We start from the raw sequence: 20,075 nt of genomic DNA, 5'->3' as shown, positions 1-20,075 counted from the left end.
AGTATGGATACAAAGGTTATCAAAGTAAATCCGGAAATGTTTGATGACGGGGAACTTAAAGAGGCTTGTGAGATATTAAAAAGAAACGGTCTTGTAGCGTTTCCGACAGAAACAGTTTATGGTCTTGGCGGTGACGGTATGCACAAGGAAGCATCAGCAAAGATATATGCGGCAAAAGGAAGACCATCGGATAATCCTCTTATAATACATATAGCAGACAGAAAAAGTCTTGACGAAATAGCATCAGAGGTTTCAAAAAAAGCAGAGAAGCTTATGGACGCTTTCTGGCCTGGACCGATGACACTTATCTTTAGAAAAAAAGAAAATGTCCCTATGTCAACGACAGGGGGACTTGAAACGGTTGCAGTAAGGATGCCGAGTCATCCGGTGGCAAGAGAGCTTATAAGACAGTCTGGAGTTTACATAGCTGCACCGAGTGCAAACACTTCGGGAAGACCAAGTCCCACAAAGGCAGAGCATGTTATAGAAGACCTTTCGGGAAAGATAGATATGATAATAGACGGCGGTAGTGTAGGTATTGGTCTTGAATCGACGATAGTGGATATGAGTGAAGATATACCTGTTATCTTAAGACCGGGCTACATAACAAAGGAAATGCTTGAAAATGTAGTGGGTGAAGTGAAAGTTGACCCTGCCATCGTGGGAGAAGCACCCAAGAAAAATATTATTGCAAAAGCTCCGGGAATGAAATACCGTCATTATGCACCAAAAGGACAGATGACAATCGTAGAGGGTGATATTGATAATGTTGTGGCAAAGATAAATGAGCTTTCCAAAGAAAAAATTGCTGATGGAAGAAATGTTGCCGTTATTGCGACTGATGAGACAAAATACAGATATAAATACGGTACGGTAAAAAGTATCGGTTCAAGAAAAACTGAAGGTTCCATTGCAGCAGGGTTATATGATATACTAAGAGATATGGATCATATAGGTGCACAGGATATATATGCTGAGAGCTTTAGTGACGACAGACTTGGCGGAGCGATAATGAACAGGATGATAAAAGCTGCAGGGCATCATGTGATTCATGTATAAAACAGGACATCAAAATTATTTTAAGCCATAATGTAAATTTGTTAGTTCAGACAGAGCAGACGGATATATTGACATTATAGAATGAACGATAAAAGGAGAAGCAGATGAAAAGTTATGACAAAGTCATATTTGTGAGCAAAGGAAATACATTCAGCAGTCCTCTTGTTGAAGCTATTTACAGGGACAAGGCACCTAACTGGCTGCCTGAATCCATGTCAAGAGGAACTGTTGTACTGTTTTCAGAGCCGATAAATCCAAAAGTAAATGTTTTGTTGAGCAGTCATGATATAAATATAAGTAATCATGAAAACTCAAAACAGTTAGAGATGGAGAATATTGGACAAGATACGCTGATACTCACAATGACATTTAGCGACAAGTTAAAAGTAATAGAAGATCTCGGTGTATCAAACAATGTATATACGCTGGGAGAATATATAGAGGATGATGCGGATATATCAGATCCGTTAGACCCCGATGAAACATTATATGACAAGTTCTTTGAGGAAGTTGCAGAAAAGATTGAAAAGGTGATTTTACACATGGAAGCAGAGTATCATGAAAATGATGATGATGCCAAAGATGTAAATAATAAAGAGTTAAACAGTAAAGATATGGAGGTAAGTTAAAATGATAGCAATAGGAAGTGACCATGGCGGATATGGGCTTAAACAGGAGATTATGGCTCATTTAAAGGAACAGGGTGTAGAGTATAAGGATTATGGATGTTATGATGAAAAATCATGCGATTATCCTGTTTATGCAAAAAAAGTTGCAAATGCGATAGTGTCAGGTGAGTGTGAAAAAGGTATTCTTATATGTGGAACAGGTATAGGAATTTCTATAACAGCCAATAAAGTTAAGGGAATAAGAGCCGCTCTTTGCCATGATACATTTAGTGCACAGGCAACAAGAGAACACAATGACGCAAATATACTGGCAATGGGTGCAAGAGTGGTAGGACCGGGACTTGCATTAAAGATTGTCGATACATTTTTAAATACTGAATTTTCAAATGATGAGAGACATATCAGAAGAATAAATATGATAGAGGAAGATTAGGTGTAAACGGTAGAGATTAAATTCTTGACAGTATAAAATCATGGGAGTATCATTAGAAATATGTTAGAATAAAAGATTTTTATCAATGTATTTAATATTATACAGTATATGTGTATTGATTGTATTGATATGTAATCTTTTGCAAATAATTCACCCGATAAATTAGGGTTACGAAAGGAAGTATTGTTATGGCAAAAAAAGACATCGATTGGAATAATCTTGGATTTGGTTATGTAAAGACAGACAAAAGATATGTGTCAAACTTCAAGGACGGAGCATGGGATGACGGAGCACTTATAGATGATGATATGATTACTATCAGCGAGTGTGCCTGTGTACTCCAGTATGCACAGACTGTATTTGAAGGATTGAAAGCATATACTACAGAGGATGGCAGAGTGGTATGCTTTAGACCTGACTTAAATGCTTCTCGTCTTGCAGATTCAGCAAGCAGACTTGAGATGCCGGTATTTCCTGAAGATAGATTTGTAGATGCTATTGCTAAAGTGGTTGAGGCAAATATTGATTATGTACCACCATATGGTTCTGGTGCAACATTGTATATTCGTCCTTATATGTTTGGTAGTGATGCCATCATTGGTGTTAAACCTGCCAATGAGTATCAGTTCAGAGTATTTACAACACCTGTAGGACCTTACTTTAAGGGTGGTGCAAAGCCTATCACTATCCGTGTTAGTGACTTCGACAGAGCAGCTCCTCATGGAACAGGTCATATCAAGGCAGGACTTAATTATGCTATGAGTCTTCATGCAATAGTTGATGCTCATCAGAAAGGATTTGATGAGAATGTTTACCTTGATGCAGCTTCTCGTACAAAGATTGAGGAGACTGGTGGAGCAAACCTTATCTTTATCACAAAAGACGGTAAGTTTGTTACTCCTAAGTCAAACAGTATTCTTCCATCTATCACACGCCGTTCATTAGAGGTTGTTGCAAAAGATTATCTCGGAATGGAAGTTGAAGAGAGAGAAGTATATCTTGATGAAGTTAAGGATTTTGCTGAGTGTGGTCTTTGCGGTACGGCAGCAGTTATCTCTCCTGTAGGAAAGATTGTTGATCACGGCAAAGAAATCTGTTTCCCAAGCGGAATGGAGCAGATGGGACCAAAGACAAAAGAACTTTATGATACACTTACAGGTATCCAGATGGGCAGAATCGAAGCTCCTGAAGGATGGATAAAAGTTATCAAATAAATTTAAGACTAATAAAAGTTTTCACACACGGATTTGTGTCTGAGTGCACTTGTCCAAAACCGATGTACTTAGAAATGTGTGTAGAAAAGAGTATTAAATTACAATGAGCAGAGGAAAAGTTTTCCTCTGCTCATTTATTTGTCTGATAAATAATTTTAATAGCTTATAAAGTGTGGATTTTATAATAGGATGTTTGGGGCAAAAGGTATTTTGACCCAAACATAATATTATTATTTTACAAGTTTTATATCAGTGATAACAGGTGTACCGCTTCCTGAACCAATAGCACCGTTAAGTGTGATAGTATCTGAAGCACCCCAGTAACCGGACCATGCAGGATTGCTTACTCTGTAGCGGTTGTTTCCGAGACTTTCGCAATTACCGCTCCACATTGATGTGATTTCTCTTGAGAGAGTAAACTCGACCGTCCATCCTGATGTAAATGTTTTAGAAGTGTTGTTTTTGAGTGAAATCGTAACGATTCCGCCACTTCCCCAGTCACTTTCAAGTTTTACTGAGCCGGTTATGTCATCAGAACCTGATGGAGCAACCGTCGGGGCAACCGTCGGAGCAACTGTCGGGGCAACTGTCGGGGCAACTGTCGGAGCAACTGTCGGAGCAACTGTCGGGGCAACTGTCGGAGCAACTGTCGGGGCAACTGTCGGAGCAATCGTCGGGGCAACTGTCGGAGCAACTGTCGGGGCAACTGTCGGAGCAACTGTCGGGGCAACTGTCGGAGCAATCGTCGGAGCTGCTGTTGCTGAGTTACCGTCAATATCAGATACAGTGAAGTTAATCTTTACATTGTTTAGTGTTTGATAGGATACATTGTTAAAGTATGCCTTATAATTTCCGTTTTCTACAGTGACATTATTTACATGTGTGTTTGCCCATACATTTATAAATGAGAAGTTAAATATCGGGCAGGTGAGTCCGTCATCAGAAGCTTTCTTTGATGTGTCATAGAGGAAAGTATCATTCTTCATTGAATATGCAGTACCGTTTACCTCTATTGATGAGACTTTTATAGTTGCTTTATTGAAAGCAGAAGCATCTTCATCACCTACATTTATGTCTCTTATGTAAAGTGAGCCTATGTTGCTTAACTGGCTCTGTGTTGCATCGAGACTGAGTGAGAATGTACCTCCTTTTGAATAAATATCAACATATTCGTCGCTGACTACTGACTGCCAGCTTGCTGTTTCAAGGAGATAGAGCTTAGCTCGTACATAATTGGCTTTTGGCACTGTTACCTCACATGAAGCACTGTAGCCGAGAGGGACTGATGCCGTGATTTTGCAAGTGCCTGCATTTACTGCCGTAACCTGTCCTTTAGAATTGACAGTTGCAACTTCTTCATCACTTGATTTCCATGTAATCTTGTCTTTGCTGTCAGCAGGTGTGAGAGTTGCATTGAGCTGTTTTTTCTCATCACCGATATTTATTATCATTGAAGTCTGGTCAAGTTTTATGCCGGTGGCAGTTGCCGATGAGGAGTCACCGTAAATTTCCATGATTGCATTGATAACTGACTGCTGTGTAACTTTGTATGAATATCTGTCAAATAAGCCGAAACCATAATTTCCGTTGTAGCCGTTGTCCCATGCAACAGGAATGATTCCGTACATATCTGAGTAATAACAGAATTTTTCGTAGTAGTCTGCACGGCAGGCAGCATTTTGCGAATCAAAGGCTGATTTGTCTATCGCACCAAATTCGCCGACTACTACCGGATAACCGTTTGCTACAAATTTTGTGTTCATTTTCTTTAACTGTGATGCCATATAGGATTCATCGCCCCAGCTTGCCACTTTGGAACGGTTTGTAGCTTTTTCGCCCCACTGTGTGCAGGTTGATGATTCTGTACCACAGAAATCCCACGGGTCATAATAATGTACAGAAACCATTATTCTTTTCTGGCCTGATGGAATTGAAGATGAAAGATATTTATCTGAAGGCATTTCAAATCCATAATTATCTGCCGTATAGTTGATATTTGTGTTCCAACCGGGAATAAGAAGCCATCTTTTATCGTTGTTGCCGCCTGATTTTCTGACTGTATCAACAAAAATCTGATTATAAGCATTTATATTTGCATATGCATTATAAGAAGGATTTCCATATGTACCGTCAAATTCTTCATTCATTGATTCAAATATAAGATGCTCGTCGTAGTTTTTAAATGTGTCGGCTATCTGCTCCCAGCAGGCTTTGTATTTTGCCTTAATCTTAGTCTGTTCACCATTTCCGCAGAGAAGCCAGCCGCCTGAAACAGTCGTATATCCGTCACCGTGCATATTGACTATGGCATAGAGTCCGTTGTCAACACACATATCGACAACCTGTTTAACTCTGTCGAGCCAAGAGGAATCAATTTTATATCCGTTGCTGTCATCAATCATGCTAAGATATGACACTGGGATTCTGATTGACTTAAATCCTGCATCTTTTACCGCAAGGATAAGTTCCTCGTTAATCTTTGGATTGCCATAGGCTGTCTCGTTTGGTGTTCCGTTTGAGGATGCTTCAAGCTGGTTTCCAAGATTCCAGCCTGCTCCCATTGCTTTGGTGATCTCTGTCTGATTAAGATTGTTGAATGATGATGCTGAAACAGTCTGCACATTCTTCTCCGGAATACAAACTGTTGTGGCGATCATGGCTGCTGATAATAATACAGCCATTACTTTTTTGCGAAGTCGCATAAATTTTCTCCTTTCATGTTAAGTGCTTGTTTTTCAATACAACATCATAATATCCTTTTTGTGAAATATTTGCAATTATTATTCACAGAATATTAAAGATTTCGTCACAATTACTATAATAAATGCTGGTTTAGCAAAAAAATACGGTTTGAATTTGTGCAATATCGCTATTTCGATTTACAAAAAGTTCAATTTATTTACAAAAATGTTAAAAATTCTATATATTGTTGCTTTCTGTTTTTTGTATTATAATAATGTGATGCAGGAGTCAAAAGCAGAAAATTGCGAAACTATCATAAATATTGATTAAATTGTGCGGATATAACAAATAGTATCACAATTAGCACAACATATAGTTAGTTTCGCAAACGCCTATTTAAAATAGATCTGAAAGGAGATATTTCCTAATGAAGAAAATAGTTTTAACCGGTGGTGGAACAGCCGGTCATGTCACACCTAATATCGCACTTATACCGGAGCTTAAAAAAGCGGGATATGAGATTTATTATATCGGTTCTTATGAGGGAATTGAGAAGAAACTTATAGAAAAACTGGGAATACCTTATTATGGGATTTCAAGCGGAAAACTTCGCAGATATATTGATCTTAAGAATATCAGCGACCCATTTAAGGTATTAAAAGGATTTGCACAGGCGAGGAAACTTCTTAAAAAGATTAAGCCTGATGTTGTATTTTCAAAGGGAGGATTTGTATCAGTTCCCGTTGTTGTTGCGGCAAAATCAAGAAAAATTCCATGTATCATACATGAGTCAGATATGACACCGGGACTAGCAAATAAGATATGTATTCCATGTGCAGTGAGAGTATGCACAAATTTTCCTGAGACACTAAAGCATCTTCCAGCGGAAAAAGCTGTACTTACGGGTTCGCCTATAAGGGAAGAACTTTTTAAGGGAGATAAAGAAAAAGGACTTAAATTTTGTGGATTTGATAATTCAAAACCGGTTATTCTTATAATAGGAGGAAGTCTTGGAGCAGTTGCCGTAAACAATGCGGTAAGAGGGATACTTACGGAACTTTTGAAGAAATTTCAGGTAATACATCTTTGCGGAAAAGGAAAGAAAGATGACTCACTTGTAGGTACAAAAGGTTATGTGCAGTATGAGTACATAAGTGAGGAACTTCCTGACCTTATGGCGGCTTCTGATATAATGATTTCAAGAGCCGGGGCAAATGCCATATGTGAGATACTTGCACTTAAAAAGCCTAATATACTCATACCATTGTCTGCACAGGCAAGCCGCGGTGACCAGATATTAAATGCGGCATCATTTGAAAAACTTGGTTACAGTATAGTTATTCAGGAGGAGGAAGTTACCAATGAAAAACTTCTTGCCGCCGTAAATGAGGCATTTGACAATAAAGAAAAGTATATAGCTGCAATGAACAAGAGCCAGCTTAACAATTCAATAGAAAAGATAGTTGGTCTTATAAACAGTGCTGCTAAGTAATCATTGTTTGGCTGAAAATGGAATAGCGGTACAAAGTAAGAAATGCAAGACTGAACTGTTACTAGTAAGTAGAGTATTTTGCGAATATTATTGACTTTGAGTGGCACTGCCATGCAAAAGGACGGTTTAGAATGGAGGATTGAAATGAGCAATGATTCGATACCAAAAGACCCGGTGATGCTGCTTAGTTATGTGAATACGCAGCTTAGGGATTTTTACCCTGACATTGAAGAAATGTGCAAATCACTTGACATTGACAGGGAAGAACTTGAAAATAAACTTGCTGCCATCGATTATAAGTATGATGGCAGCATGAACAAGTTTGTTTAGAAAGTCATGGGGTTTCCGGTTACATCGCGTGACACCCACATTGACATTCCGGGACCGTGATTTCCGAATGGTCTTGTGTGGAAACCGAATTTTTCATAGAAACTTTCACGATGGTAGGCTGCCATAAGGCTTACCATTACGGTTTCCCCTGCCACTACATCTTTTTGTATGTAGTCAAGTTCACGGCGTATAAGTTCCGTACCTATGTGATGTCCCTGATAGTCCGGGTGTACGATTACATCTGTTATGAAATATGTATAGCCGCCGTCACTTACGATGCGTGCCATACCGACAGGTTTATTGTCACAGACTGCTACGCAGAGATAAAATGAGTTTTTAAGGGCAATTGCTGCCCTTTTTTCAGTTACATTTATCCAGTTTACTGATTTTCTGAGTGCATTATAATCTTCAACGCTTATATTGTTTACATATGTTATCTTAGTTTCTTTGTTCATAATGTTTGTTATCCTTTTTTTGTTTATATATAAATATTTGGCTGCTCTTTTTAAACATCAATTTTATAGACTTTCATTGTATTTGATTTTATGTTTGTATTTGCAAATCAATATTACAGACATTTCCGACTGTTACTTACAGCATCGTATGTTTAAAAAGCAGTCTTTTTGTTTCTTAATATATTTTACCACAAGTATAATATTTTGGGTTAGTCTTATTTGATATTCTGTCATAAAAAGAAAATTTGGCAAACAATGAACAAGCTCGTTATATGCCGATACTCTTTTTATGCCTGAACAGTTGCTAAGATGTAATATTTTTAGATGCAGTTGAATAAAATATTATTGCATATGAATTATATATCAGCGGGGCAATTTTTACCCTGACAATAAAATTAGACATTTGCGAAACTATCATAATCTCACAGTTAACACAACATATAATTAGTTTCGCAATCATCTATGGCAATTAAATAAATTTAAGGAGATTTCTATGGAACTTAAAACCGCACAGATAACTTCAAATCAGATAGTTTGTCACAGTGATACACAGATTACATTGGAAAATGATATGAATGTTCCTGACAGCAAACCCGATATAGATAAGATAATTAAAATAGAGGGAAATATTTTATCTAATTCGGTTGTGGCACTTGACGGCAGGGCAGGCATAAAAGGAACCCTTGATTATTTTATTTTATATACGAGCAGTGACGATATTGTTCCAGTACATAATCTTTCCGGAAGTATAAATTTTGATGAGTCGGTAGGGCTTGATGAGGTTTCGGAGGGAGATGATATTGACTGTCATTTTGAGATTGATGACTGTCAGGCAAACCTTATAAATTCAAGAAAACTGAGCATAAATGCCATTATAGGGATACATTGCTGCAAGCCGGTGAGCGATAATTATGAGGCAGTGTCATCACTTTCGGACTCTGAGGATATAGCAATGACGGAGTCGGAGGGATTATATTCAAAGTTAAAGAATGTAGCATATACACATCTTGTTATCAGCAAAAATGATATACATCGTATTTACGAGGAGATAAATCTGCCGAAAGCAAAACCGAATATTGATTCAATATTGTATTATAATATAAGACCTCTTAACATCCAGACTAAAGTTGTCGAGGATGGTGTAAGACTTATGGGGGATTTGAATATTTTTGTTTTATATACTCCTGAAAATGAGGAGCGGAGCCTTGAATATTTTGAGACAGAAGCGGCTTTTGACGAGATTATAAACTGTAATAACTGCAATGAGGATATGATTCCTGATATTGATGTGAGTGTCGGCAGCAGGGAGCTTTCAGGAAAGCCTGATGAGGATGGTGAAAACAGGATAATAAGTTTTGAGCTGACACTGAAATTGCAAATGAAGTTTTATGAGAATAAAGAAACTCAGATACTTGACGATGCTTATTCAACGGCAATGGAGCTTGAGCCGGTAAGAAAGACTATGTCACTAAACAGGCTTATTATGAAAAATCAGAGTGTTTTGAGACTTTCTGAGCAATTTAATATAGACAATCAGGATAAAATACTTCAAATATGCAATACAACGGGAAAGATAACGATTGATGAACAGCAGGTTGTAAAAGACGGGATACAGCTTGACGGCGTGATGCAGCTTGATGTTTTGTATATGACGGAAAATGATTCTAATCCTTTATCTATCGAAAAGGTGGTAATGCCGTTTCGTCATGTTATCGAGATTGATGGCCTTAGTCCTGAATGTTACTATGAATTGCAATTTGAGATAAACAACATAAATGTTATGATGCTTGACAGTTCGGAAATTGAGGTCAAGGCAAATATAACATTATGTGCCATTGCTTTTTCAAATTTTGAGGAGAATTATATTTTTGATGTAAATATTGAACCACTTGATTTTGAGCGGCTTCATAAACTGCCCGGAATAGTAGGTTATTATGCGATAAAAGATACACCGGTGTGGGATATTGCGAAAAAATACCGCACGACCGTTGAGAGTATCAGCCAGCTAAATGATTTAAGTGGTGACATAGTCCATAAAGGGGAAAAACTGCTCCTTTTAAAAATGGTTGAGGGCATATAATTTGACATATTTAATTGCATAAATAATGTATATAGTGTAAAATAAATGCAGAAGCGAGTTAAGTTTTGAAATGGATTTAGCCCTGCTTCTGTATTTTTGTAGTTATTTTTCATTTACAGGTCTGATACGGAATGTCAGGATTTGTTAATGGCTAAGTAACTCTTGTGTCCTGAAAGGAGGATTTATGCGTATGAGATATGACATTATTATAGTCGGTGCAGGCCCCGGAGGTATTTTTGCATCATATGAATTGGTTAAGAAAAATCCTGAGATTAAGGCTGCCGTATTTGAGACAGGTCATTCACTTGAAAAGAGAGTCTGCCCTATTGACGGCGATAAGATAAAAAGCTGTATAAATTGTAAAAGCTGCTCTATAATGAACGGTTTTGGCGGGGCGGGTGCTTTTTCAGACGGTAAATATAATATAACAAATCAGTTTGGCGGTACTTTATATGAATATATAGGAAAAAATAAGGCGCTCGACCTTATGTATTATGTAGATGAGTTAAATCTTAAATATGGCGGTGAGGGTACAAAACTTTATTCGACAGCCAATACAGAGATAAAGAAACTATGTGTTCAGAACGGTCTTCATCTTCTTGATGCGTCTGTCCGTCATCTTGGAACAGATAAGAATTATGTTGTTCTCGAAAATCTTTATGCAGAACTTAAAGACAAAGTAGATTTCTATTTTGACACGCCTGTAGACAGTGTTTTACAGAATGGTGACGGTTATCTTATAAAGACGGCAAAAGGTGATTATCAGTGTGATAAATGTATCATATCAGCGGGAAGAAGCGGAAGTAAATGGATGGAAAAAGTCTGTTCAGAGCTTGATATTCCGACAAAGTCAAACCGTGTTGATATTGGTGTCAGAGTTGAACTTCCGGCAGAAGTATTTTCACATCTCACGGATGAACTTTATGAGAGCAAGATAGTTTACAGAACAGCGAAATTTGAGGATCTTGTCCGTACATTCTGCATGAATCCGCATGGTGTTGTAGTAAATGAAAACACAAACGGAATAGTTACGGTAAACGGTCACAGTTATGAAGACCCAAGCAAACACACTGAAAATACAAACTTTGCACTTCTCGTTGCAAAACATTTTTCAGAGCCGTTCAGAGACAGCAACGGATATGGAGAGAGCATAGCAAAACTTTCAAATATGCTGGGCGGCGGTGTCTTAGTGCAGAGATTTGGTGACCTTATAAGAGGAAGACGAAGCAATGCAACTCGTATAGCTGAGGGATTTGTGACACCTACGCTTTCGGCAACTCCGGGTGATTTAAGCCTTGTAATGCCAAAGAGAATACTTGACGGTATTATAGAAATGATATATGCACTCGATAAGATAGCACCGGGAACAGCAAATGACGATACGCTTCTTTATGGTGTTGAAGTCAAGTTCTATAACATGGAAGTTGAGATAGATGAAAACCTTGAAACTCCGCTTAAAGGACTTTATGTTATCGGTGACTGCAGCGGTGTAACACATTCATTGTCACACGCATCGGCAAGTGGAGTTCATGTAGCAAGAGCGATTGCAAGAGCAAATAAATAAGCAATAAAAATGAAATGAGGAATAAAGATGGCAGAAAATTATTCATTTTTTTCAAATAAGAAATGCGAGTATTTTCCATGCCACAAAGTATCAGATGAGATAGCAGAAAAGGACTTTAATTGCCTTTTCTGCTATTGTCCTTTATATCTTAAAGAAAAGTGTCCCGGAAATCCTGTTTACTTTGTGACGGCAAATGGAGAAAAAATAAAAGACTGTTCAAAATGTACTTTTCCACACAGGGCGGCAAATTATGAAGAGGTGCTTAAGTGCCTTATGTCAAAAGATGAAATTCTTGAAGTGGATATAAGTGAGCTGATTGTGGATATGGAGACGGAAATAGAACATTCATGTGGATTTGAGTCAATGGATGCGGAGATGAAAAGACAGCATAAGGAGATAATAAATGCAGCATATGATAAATTTTTCAGTGAGAAAAAAGTAAAAGTCATTCTTAAACAGATTGACGAAAGTGTGGTGACAACCGCCGGATTTGTATTTGGAGAGCAGACAATAGAATGTAACGCACTGGAAAAAATGAATGTGGCGTACGGCGACATAGACAGTGCTTATCTGTACGCATTTGGAATAAAGGATATTGATGAAAAAGTGTTGGAAGAAAGTTCACTTCTTGAAAAATATTATGTCGAATGTCTGATGATAGCGGCAACAGATGTGTTGAGAGACTGGATTAGAAGTTATATAGAAAGGAAGCACAGCGTAAGGCATAAAAAATATGTGACGGATTCATTTGGACCGGGATTTTATGGGATGGATATATCAGCGGTGCCAAAACTTGTGAAAATAACGGGGGCAGAGAAAGTGGGTGTGTCAGTTGATAAAAGCGGAAATATGCACCCGGCAAAAAGTTGTGTTGGGATTTATCTTGTGACGAAGAAAGAGTATGGGGAGAGGATAAAGGATTGTGCATTTTGCGTGGGAAACAAAGGTGGATGTGCGGTATGCAGGGGAAGATAGGAGAAAGTTGTTTTTGGCAGAATAAGTTATTTACAATGCAAATTTATGGTATAATTTTAATGATGTTGGGATCAAAAGGTATTTTGCCCCCAACTAATGCCATGGATTGCATTATTTTACATTTATATAAGATGGAGGTTCAAAAGATGACAGAGGGAAAGGATTTATTACAGGTATTATGGAGTGGGGCAGATGTACTCAGAGGGAAGATGGATGCAAATGAGTATAAAACATATCTTCTTGGTCTGGTTTTTTATAAATATTTATCAGATTCGTATTTGTCAAAGGCATATGATTTGATGAACGATGAGAAACCGGACAGCCTTGAAGAAGCACAAGAGTGTTATGAAGAAGTGATGGAGAGTGAGGATGCAAAAGATTTGCTTGAAGAATTAAAAGAGTCACTTCATTATACTTTAGATTCGGATATGACATATGTAAGTATGCTTAAGAGTGCAAAAAATAATTCATTTAATCGAGAAAAACTCCAAGCGGCATTTAACAGGATTCAGGAGTCAGACCAACTGTTTAATGGGTTATTTGCGGATGTTGACCTGTATTCAAATCGTCTTGGAACAGGAGACCAGAAACAAAGTGCAACGATAGCTGAGGTTATCAAGGTGCTTGAGGGTGCCGACCTGATTCATGCAAAAGGAGATGTACTTGGTAATGCCTATGAATATCTTATCGGACAGTTTGCATCTGAAACAGGAAAAAAAGCAGGAGAATTTTATACGCCGCATGGTCCGGCACAGTTGCTTTGCCAGATTGCAATGGACGGTCTTGAAGAAAAAAGGGGATTGCAGGTATATGACCCGTGTATGGGTTCAGGCTCACTTATGCTTAGTTGTAAAAACTATTCAAAAGAACCTGATTATATAAGATATTACGGACAGGAACTTATGCCGTCTACATATAATCTGGCTAGAATGAATATGTTTCTGCATGGGGTTTTACCTGAAAATCAGCATTTAAGAAATGGTGACACATTGGATGCCGACTGGCCGACAGACGAAGAAACAGAGTTTGATGTAGTAACAATGAATCCGCCGTATTCAGCAAAATGGTCTGCTGCTGAGGGATTTAAGCAGGATGAAAGATTTATGGACTATGGTGGAAAACTTGCACCAAAATCTAAAGCTGACTATGCCTTTTTATTGCATGGATTTTATCATTTGAAGCAGACGGGAACTATGGCAATCGTGTTGCCGCATGGAGTATTGTTCCGTGGGTCAGCAGAGGGAACGATAAGGCAGACACTTTTGGAAAATGGTTCAATATATGCTGTAATAGGATTGCCTGCAAATATGTTTTACAATACATCAATACCGACTTGTATCGTTGTATTAAAAAAGCACCGTGAGGGCAGAGATGTATTGTTTATAGATGCATCGGGTACTGAATTTTATGAAAAAGAGAAAAAACAGAATGAAATGAAAGATGAACATATAGAAAGTGTTCTGAAACTTTATAAGGACAGGAAAACAGTTGAAAAAAAGGCATATCTTGCATCTTATGAAGATATTAAATCAAATGATTTTAATCTTAATATACCGAGATATGTAGATACAACAGAGGAAGAACCTGAGATAGACCTTAATGCGTTGACAAAAGATATGGCAGAAACAGATAAAGGTATAAAAGAAAGCACGGATTCATTGCTTGGAATGATGAAAGAGCTTACTTTTGGCAATGAGGAAACAAAAAATGCAGTGAACGAGCTTATCAAAGTGCTTAGGGAGGTGTGATTATGGCGAAAAAACCGAATATTAGGTTCGCAGGGTTTGAGGACGATTGGGAACAGCGTAAGTTGGGGGAAGTGGCTGAATATAGAAATGGAAAAGCACATGAAAATAATATTTCAGAAACTGGAAAATATGTTGTTGTAAATTCAAAATTTGTTTCTACAGACGGAGAAGTAAGAAAGTTTTCAGCTGAACAGATAGAACCGTTGTATGAAGGAGAAATTGCATTTGTATTAAGTGATGTGCCAAATGGAAGAGCTATTGCAAGAACTTTTTTGGTTGATGAAAGTGGAAAATACACGTTAAATCAACGTATAGCAGGTATCACGCCTAATGAACATACAGATTCATATTTCTTACACATTTTGATGAATAGAAATAAATATTTCCTGAAATTCGATGATGGAAATAAGCAAACAAATTTGTCAGTTAATGATGTGATGCAGTTTGAAGAGAGATATCCATCATACAGAGAACAGACAAAAATCGGAGCCTATTTCTCCACCCTCGACCACCTTATCACTCTTCATCAGCGAAAGTGTGACGAGGTGAAAAAAGTAAAAAAAATTATGCTTCAAAAAATGTTTCCGAAAAAAGGAGAGAAAAATCCGGAAATCAGATTTAATGGATTTACGAACGATTGGGAACAGCGTAAGCTGGGGGAGGTATGTGTAAGAGTAACCAGAAAAAACAAGAATAATGAATCTGATTTGCCACTTACAATAGCATCACAATATGGCTTGATTGACCAGAGAGACTTTTTTAATAAAGTTATTGCAGCCAAAGATATGAGTAATTATTACCTTTTGAAAAAAGGTGAATTTGCATATAATAAAAGTTATTCTAAAGGATTTGATTACGGTTCGATTAAGCGGTTAAATGCTTATGAACAGGGCTGTTTATCGACATTGTATATTTGTTTTTCTATTGAAACGGATGAAGTTGATTCAGACTATTTGGAGTGTTTTTTTGACACATTAAGTTGGTATCATGATGTGTCTGCAATATGTGCTGAGGGAGCAAGAAATCATGGTCTATTAAATGTGGATGTAGAAGCTTTTTTTAAAGATGTTAATATTGAGATGCCATCGCAAATTCAGGAACAAAGAAAAATATCGGTGTTTATCAATACCCTCGACCACCTCATCACTCTTCATCAACGAAAGTGCGAAGAATTAAAAAATGTGAAAAAATATATGTTACAAAATATGTTTGCAAAAGGAGAGTGATAAAAGTAACGGAAGTAATTAGTGCATTATTTTGAATTGTAATACAGAAAGTGAGGTAAAATCATGGAGATAATTTGTTTTCACAATCCTGATGAGGAAAATGGTTATTTAAGTAATTGGTTTCATTCAGATTTTTCTATTGATGAAATTGAATTTTCATCGATGGAGCAGTACATGATGTATAAAAAAGCTGTTTGCTTTTCTGACAAAAAAATAGCAGAAGAAATTCTTTCAATAAATGATGTTGCAGAAATTAAAAGATTAGGACGGCAGATTTCAAATTATAATGATAATATTTGGAATGGAAAGAGACAGATTATTGTGTACGAGGGACTTTTGGCAAAATTTTCTCAGAATTATTCACTTAAAAAGATGTTAAAAAACACAGGTGATGCAATGCTGGCGGAATGTGCCGTGAGAGATAAAATATGGGGTATAGGATTGTCTATGAGCGATCCAAAAAGATTAAACATTGACGAGTGGAGAGGTCAAAATCTGCTAGGATATGCACTGATGCAGGTTAGGGAGAAAGTTTAGTAGAATGAAAAACAGGAAACTCTTAATTTATATTAGAGGATAAATGTTTTCACGGAGAGGAGCATTTTTATGACTGAAAAAATTGGAATAGGAATACAGGAATTTGATGAAATCAGGGATGGTAAATGTTTTTATATAGATAAGACATATTTTATTCGTGAATGGTGGGAGAGCAAAGATAAGGCAACGCTTATTGCCCGTCCGAGACGATTTGGGAAAACTCTTAATATGAGTATGCTTAAACAGTTTTTTTCGGTAGATTATAAAGATAGAGAAGATTTGTTTGAGGGACTTTCAATATGGGAGGAAAAAGAGTACAGGCAGTTGCAGGGAACATATCCTGTGATTAGTCTGTCATTTGCGAATATAAAAGAAAAAAATTTTCCGATGACAAGAAAGAAAATATGTCAACTAATTACAAAACTTTATGAAGAATATTCATTTCTTTTGTTTACCGGTTTGCTGGGCGAGGCGGATAAAAGATATTTTAGGCGGGTCTCGGAAAATATGGATGACAGTGATGCTTCTTTGTCTTTGTATCAGTTATCAGACTACTTGTATCGTTATTATGGTAAAAAAGTAATAATTCTTCTTGATGAATATGATACGCCTATGCAGGAGGCATATGTAAATGGATTTTGGGATGAGTTGGCTTCATTTACAAGAAGTCTGTTTAATTCTACATTTAAAACTAATCCATATCTTGAAAGAGCGATAATGACAGGAATAACAAGAGTGAGTAAGGAGTCGGTTTTTTCTGATTTAAACAATCTTGAGGTGGTTACAACAACATCAAACAAATATATGACGGCTTTTGGTTTTACTGAGGAAGAAGTATTTAATTCGCTTGAGAAATTTGGATATGGGGATAAAAAAGAAGAAATTAAAAAATGGTATGATGGGTTTGTGTTTGGAAAAATAACAGATATTTATAATCCGTGGTCTATTTTAAACTTTCTGGATAAAGGAAAGATAGATACATATTGGGCAAATACCAGTAGTAATGGATTGGTAAGTAAACTTGTAAGAGAAGGAGATGCAGATTTAAAATCCGTTTTTGAAGAATTGTTAAAAGGCAAAAATATATTGTGTCCTATTGATGAGCAGATAGTATATAATCAACTGGATGATGATTCGGAAGCAGTTTGGAGTCTTTTGCTAGCAAGTGGTTATTTGAAAGTAGTTTCTATTGAAAAAAAAGTAGTTGGAAAGAGACAACTGTATGAACTTTCACTGACAAATATGGAAGTCTTGGATATGTTTTATGATATGGTGAGAGGTTGGTTCAAAAAGTCAGCAGGAAACTATAATGCGTTTGTAAAAGCATTGTTAATTAATGATGTTGAAGCAATGAATGAGTATATGAATGTGATTTCTGAGGAAATATTCAGCAATTTTGATGTTGGAACAAAACCTTCAAAATTACAGCCGGAGAGATTTTACCATGGGTTTGTATTGGGGTTGCTTGTTGATTTGGCAGAGGATTATATTGTGACTTCAAATCGTGAGAGTGGTTTTGGGCGGTATGATGTAATGATAGAGCCAAAAGATAGGAGTAAAGAGGCTTTTATTTTAGAGTTTAAAGTCTATAATCCAAGAAAGGAAGACTCTCTGGAAGAAACTGTAGAAAATGCTCTTATACAGATTGAAGAAAAGCAGTATGAGACAAATCTGAGTGCAAAAGGAATACCAATAGATAATATTAAAAAGTATGGTTTCGCATTTAAGGGCAAAAAGGTTCTGATAGGGTGCAGGGGTTAAATAAGGATGAGATACTTTAACTTGGGAACAGCGTAAGCTGGGGGAGGTGACATCTTTGATAACAAAAGGGACAACTCCAAAAGATAAATCAGGGTTAGGTGAGATAAATTTTATTAAAGTTGAAAATATTAATCCAGATAATGGAGAAATAGAGAATACTACCAAAATTACTGCAGAGGAGCATGAAGGATATCTAAAACGTTCACAGTTGAAAGAAGATGATATTTTATTTTCTATTGCGGGAACATTAGGACGTGTAAGTAAAGTAAAATCAAGTGTTTTGCCAGCTAATACTAATCAAGCATTAGCAATAATAAGGTTAAATGAAGGTGTAATTGATTATATTACAATTGTTTTAAAGGGAAGAACAGTAGAGGATTTTATAAAGCAAAATCCTACAATAGGGGCACAGCCAAATCTATCTTTGAAGCAAGTAAGTAATTTGGAAATTCCATTTCCAAATAATGAAGAGCAGGGCAAAATTGGCAACTTTTTTCAGTTCATAGACCGCCTCATCACTCTTCATCAGTGTAAGTGTAAAAGTTGTAAAAAGTATTATAAATGCACAAGAAAATTAAAATGATTGGTATCTTATTGAAGAAAAATTTATATTTGTTATAATAAATATAAGAGTAACAGACAATAAATTTTATTTGTAAAGGTTGTATCTATTATGTTAGCTATGTATGATGAGAAAGAAATATTGCGTGAGTATATAGAGTATGAAAAATATCATGCAGCAAAAGAAGCAGCAAAAAAAGCAACAAAAGAAGCAAAAGAAAATGCAATAAAAATGATAAAAGCAGGAAAGTTATCAATAGAGGATATACCGCAGTTTTTTACAAGTCTGACACCAGAGGATATAAAAGAAATCAAGAAAGAGTTGATGCAAACAGTGTAGAGAGTGGGATGAAGTTAAGGAGAGGTGATGTTTTGGAGAATGAAAATACGATAATGGATAGATTAAACGAAACGGATATAGCAAAATATACGATTAAAGATAGTGTCTTTACAAATTTGTTTCAGGACAAAAAGTATCTTATACAATTATATAAGACAATACATCCGGAGGATAAAGATGTAACTGAAGCTGAATTAAAGGATATAACAATTCATAATATATTAACGGATGATATTTACAATGATTTGGGATTTCTGGTAGGAGACCGGCTTGTTATATTAGTGGAAGCACAATCAACATGGACAGAAAATATCGTGATAAGAAGTTTGATATACTTAATGACAACATATCAGGATTATTTTAAAAGAACAAAGCAAAATCTTTATGCAAGCCGAAAAATAAAGATGCCAAAGCCTGAATTATATGTGATTTATACAGGAGACAGAAAAGAACATCCTGAATATATCAGCTTATCCGATGCGTTTTTCGGAGGACATACCGGATTTATTGATGCAAAAGTTAAGGTATTATATGGAACGGATGAAGATGACATTATAAGCCAGTATGTGACATTTACAAAAGTTTATAATGAGCAGATGAAACAGTATGGAAGAACAAGAGAAACAATCATGGAGACAATTCGCATTTGCAAGGATAAAAATGTATTAAGAGAATATTTGCAAAGCAGGGAAAAGGAGGTTGTGTCTATTATGTTGGCTATGTATGATGAGAAAGAAATATTGCGTGAGTATATAGAGTATGAAAAATATCATGCAGCAGAAGAAGCAGCAAAAAAAGCAGCACAAGAGGCAACAAAAAAAGCAACAAAAGAAGCAAAAGAAAATGCAATAAAGATGATAAAAGCAGGGAAGTTATCAATAGAGGATATACCAGAGTTTTTTACGAGTCTGACACAGGAAGATATAAAAGAAATCGAGAAAGAGTTGATGCAGACAGTGTAATATATATATGAGGTGTAAAATAAGATT

17 protein-coding genes and 1 pseudogene are annotated in these 20,075 nt (G+C 36.5%); 16 read left to right on the top strand and 2 right to left on the bottom strand.

What is annotated here, in order from left to right; all coding sequences use genetic code 11:
- Positions 1-3 precede the first annotated feature (3 nt).
- From DW721_RS09340 to DW721_RS09325, 4 genes are all read left to right on the top strand, one after another.
- Positions 4-1,059: an L-threonylcarbamoyladenylate synthase gene (locus DW721_RS09340; protein WP_055945652.1), complete on the top strand. Its 1,056-nt coding sequence runs from the start codon at positions 4-6 to the stop codon at positions 1,057-1,059.
- 104 nt (positions 1,060-1,163) lie between these two features.
- Positions 1,164-1,688, top strand: coding sequence for a protein-tyrosine-phosphatase (locus DW721_RS09335; RefSeq protein ID WP_022013659.1), 525 nt, complete (start codon positions 1,164-1,166; stop codon positions 1,686-1,688).
- Between the two features lies 1 nt (position 1,689).
- Positions 1,690-2,121, top strand: a complete 432-nt coding sequence (gene rpiB, locus DW721_RS09330; protein ID WP_022013658.1) for a ribose 5-phosphate isomerase B — start codon at positions 1,690-1,692, stop codon at positions 2,119-2,121.
- Positions 2,122-2,309: 188 nt separating this feature from the next.
- Positions 2,310-3,335 (top strand): branched-chain amino acid aminotransferase, encoded by a 1,026-nt coding sequence (locus DW721_RS09325; protein ID WP_055944981.1) that lies wholly within the window; start codon positions 2,310-2,312, stop codon positions 3,333-3,335.
- A gap of 230 nt (positions 3,336-3,565) precedes the next feature.
- Here the strand turns inward: DW721_RS09325 and DW721_RS09320 are convergent, their stop codons facing one another.
- Positions 3,566-6,037, bottom strand: coding sequence for a cellulase family glycosylhydrolase (locus DW721_RS09320; protein WP_118745586.1), 2,472 nt, complete (start codon positions 6,035-6,037; stop codon positions 3,566-3,568).
- Positions 6,038-6,444: 407 nt separating this feature from the next.
- Between DW721_RS09320 and DW721_RS09315 the strand changes: the two genes are divergently transcribed.
- On the top strand, positions 6,445-7,509 hold the full coding sequence (locus tag DW721_RS09315) for an undecaprenyldiphospho-muramoylpentapeptide beta-N-acetylglucosaminyltransferase (protein WP_118745585.1): 1,065 nt from the start codon (positions 6,445-6,447) through the stop codon (positions 7,507-7,509).
- A 144-nt stretch (positions 7,510-7,653) separates the two neighbouring features.
- On the top strand, positions 7,654-7,839 hold the full coding sequence (locus DW721_RS09310; RefSeq protein ID WP_118745584.1) for a DUF4250 domain-containing protein: 186 nt from the start codon (positions 7,654-7,656) through the stop codon (positions 7,837-7,839).
- Here the strand turns inward: DW721_RS09310 and DW721_RS09305 are convergent.
- Positions 7,836-8,294, bottom strand: coding sequence for a GNAT family N-acetyltransferase (locus tag DW721_RS09305; RefSeq protein ID WP_022013653.1), 459 nt, complete (start codon positions 8,292-8,294; stop codon positions 7,836-7,838). The two genes, DW721_RS09310 and DW721_RS09305, sit on opposite strands and share 4 nt — an antisense overlap.
- Positions 8,295-8,787: 493 nt before the next feature.
- Between DW721_RS09305 and DW721_RS09300 the strand changes: the two genes are divergently transcribed.
- The 10 genes and pseudogenes from DW721_RS09300 (at position 8,788) to DW721_RS09260 (ending at position 20,048) form a co-directional block, all read left to right on the top strand.
- Positions 8,788-10,374 (top strand): SPOCS domain-containing protein, encoded by a 1,587-nt coding sequence (locus DW721_RS09300; protein WP_118745583.1) that lies wholly within the window; start codon positions 8,788-8,790, stop codon positions 10,372-10,374.
- Positions 10,375-10,564: 190 nt separating this feature from the next.
- The gene (locus DW721_RS09295) at positions 10,565-11,938 is read left to right on the top strand and encodes an NAD(P)/FAD-dependent oxidoreductase (RefSeq protein ID WP_118745582.1); all 1,374 of its coding nucleotides are present in this window, start codon (positions 10,565-10,567) and stop codon (positions 11,936-11,938) included.
- Between the two features lie 27 nt (positions 11,939-11,965).
- Positions 11,966-12,913 carry a cysteine-rich small domain-containing protein gene (locus DW721_RS16685; RefSeq protein ID WP_118745581.1) on the top strand — a complete coding sequence of 316 codons (948 nt, stop codon included), beginning with the start codon at positions 11,966-11,968 and terminating at the stop codon, positions 12,911-12,913.
- Positions 12,914-13,059: 146 nt separating this feature from the next.
- Positions 13,060-14,661: a type I restriction-modification system subunit M gene (locus DW721_RS09285; protein ID WP_118745580.1), complete on the top strand. Its 1,602-nt coding sequence runs from the start codon at positions 13,060-13,062 to the stop codon at positions 14,659-14,661.
- Positions 14,662-14,663: 2 nt separating this feature from the next.
- Entirely contained in the window at positions 14,664-15,887 is a 1,224-nt protein-coding gene (locus DW721_RS09280; protein WP_118745579.1) for a restriction endonuclease subunit S, read from the top strand.
- 63 nt (positions 15,888-15,950) lie between these two features.
- Positions 15,951-16,424 carry an NADAR family protein gene (locus tag DW721_RS09275; RefSeq protein ID WP_118745578.1) on the top strand — a complete coding sequence of 158 codons (474 nt, stop codon included), beginning with the start codon at positions 15,951-15,953 and terminating at the stop codon, positions 16,422-16,424.
- Positions 16,425-16,493: 69 nt separating this feature from the next.
- Entirely contained in the window at positions 16,494-18,185 is a 1,692-nt protein-coding gene (locus DW721_RS09270; protein WP_118745577.1) for an AAA family ATPase, read from the top strand.
- Between the two features lie 31 nt (positions 18,186-18,216).
- Positions 18,217-18,768: pseudogene (locus DW721_RS09265) on the top strand (restriction endonuclease subunit S); the annotation flags it as partial.
- Between the two features lie 90 nt (positions 18,769-18,858).
- A complete protein-coding gene (locus tag DW721_RS15910; RefSeq protein WP_147355397.1) occupies positions 18,859-19,086 on the top strand; it encodes a hypothetical protein in 228 nt (75 codons plus the stop codon).
- Between the two features lie 8 nt (positions 19,087-19,094).
- The gene (locus DW721_RS09260; RefSeq protein WP_118745575.1) at positions 19,095-20,048 is read left to right on the top strand and encodes a hypothetical protein; all 954 of its coding nucleotides are present in this window, start codon (positions 19,095-19,097) and stop codon (positions 20,046-20,048) included.
- Positions 20,049-20,075: the final 27 nt, after the last annotated feature.

Source organism: Clostridium sp. AM27-31LB (assembly GCF_003480745.1).
GTDB lineage: Bacteria > Bacillota > Clostridia > Lachnospirales > Lachnospiraceae > Butyribacter > Butyribacter intestini.
This window is presented reverse-complemented; position numbering and strand designations above follow the sequence as displayed.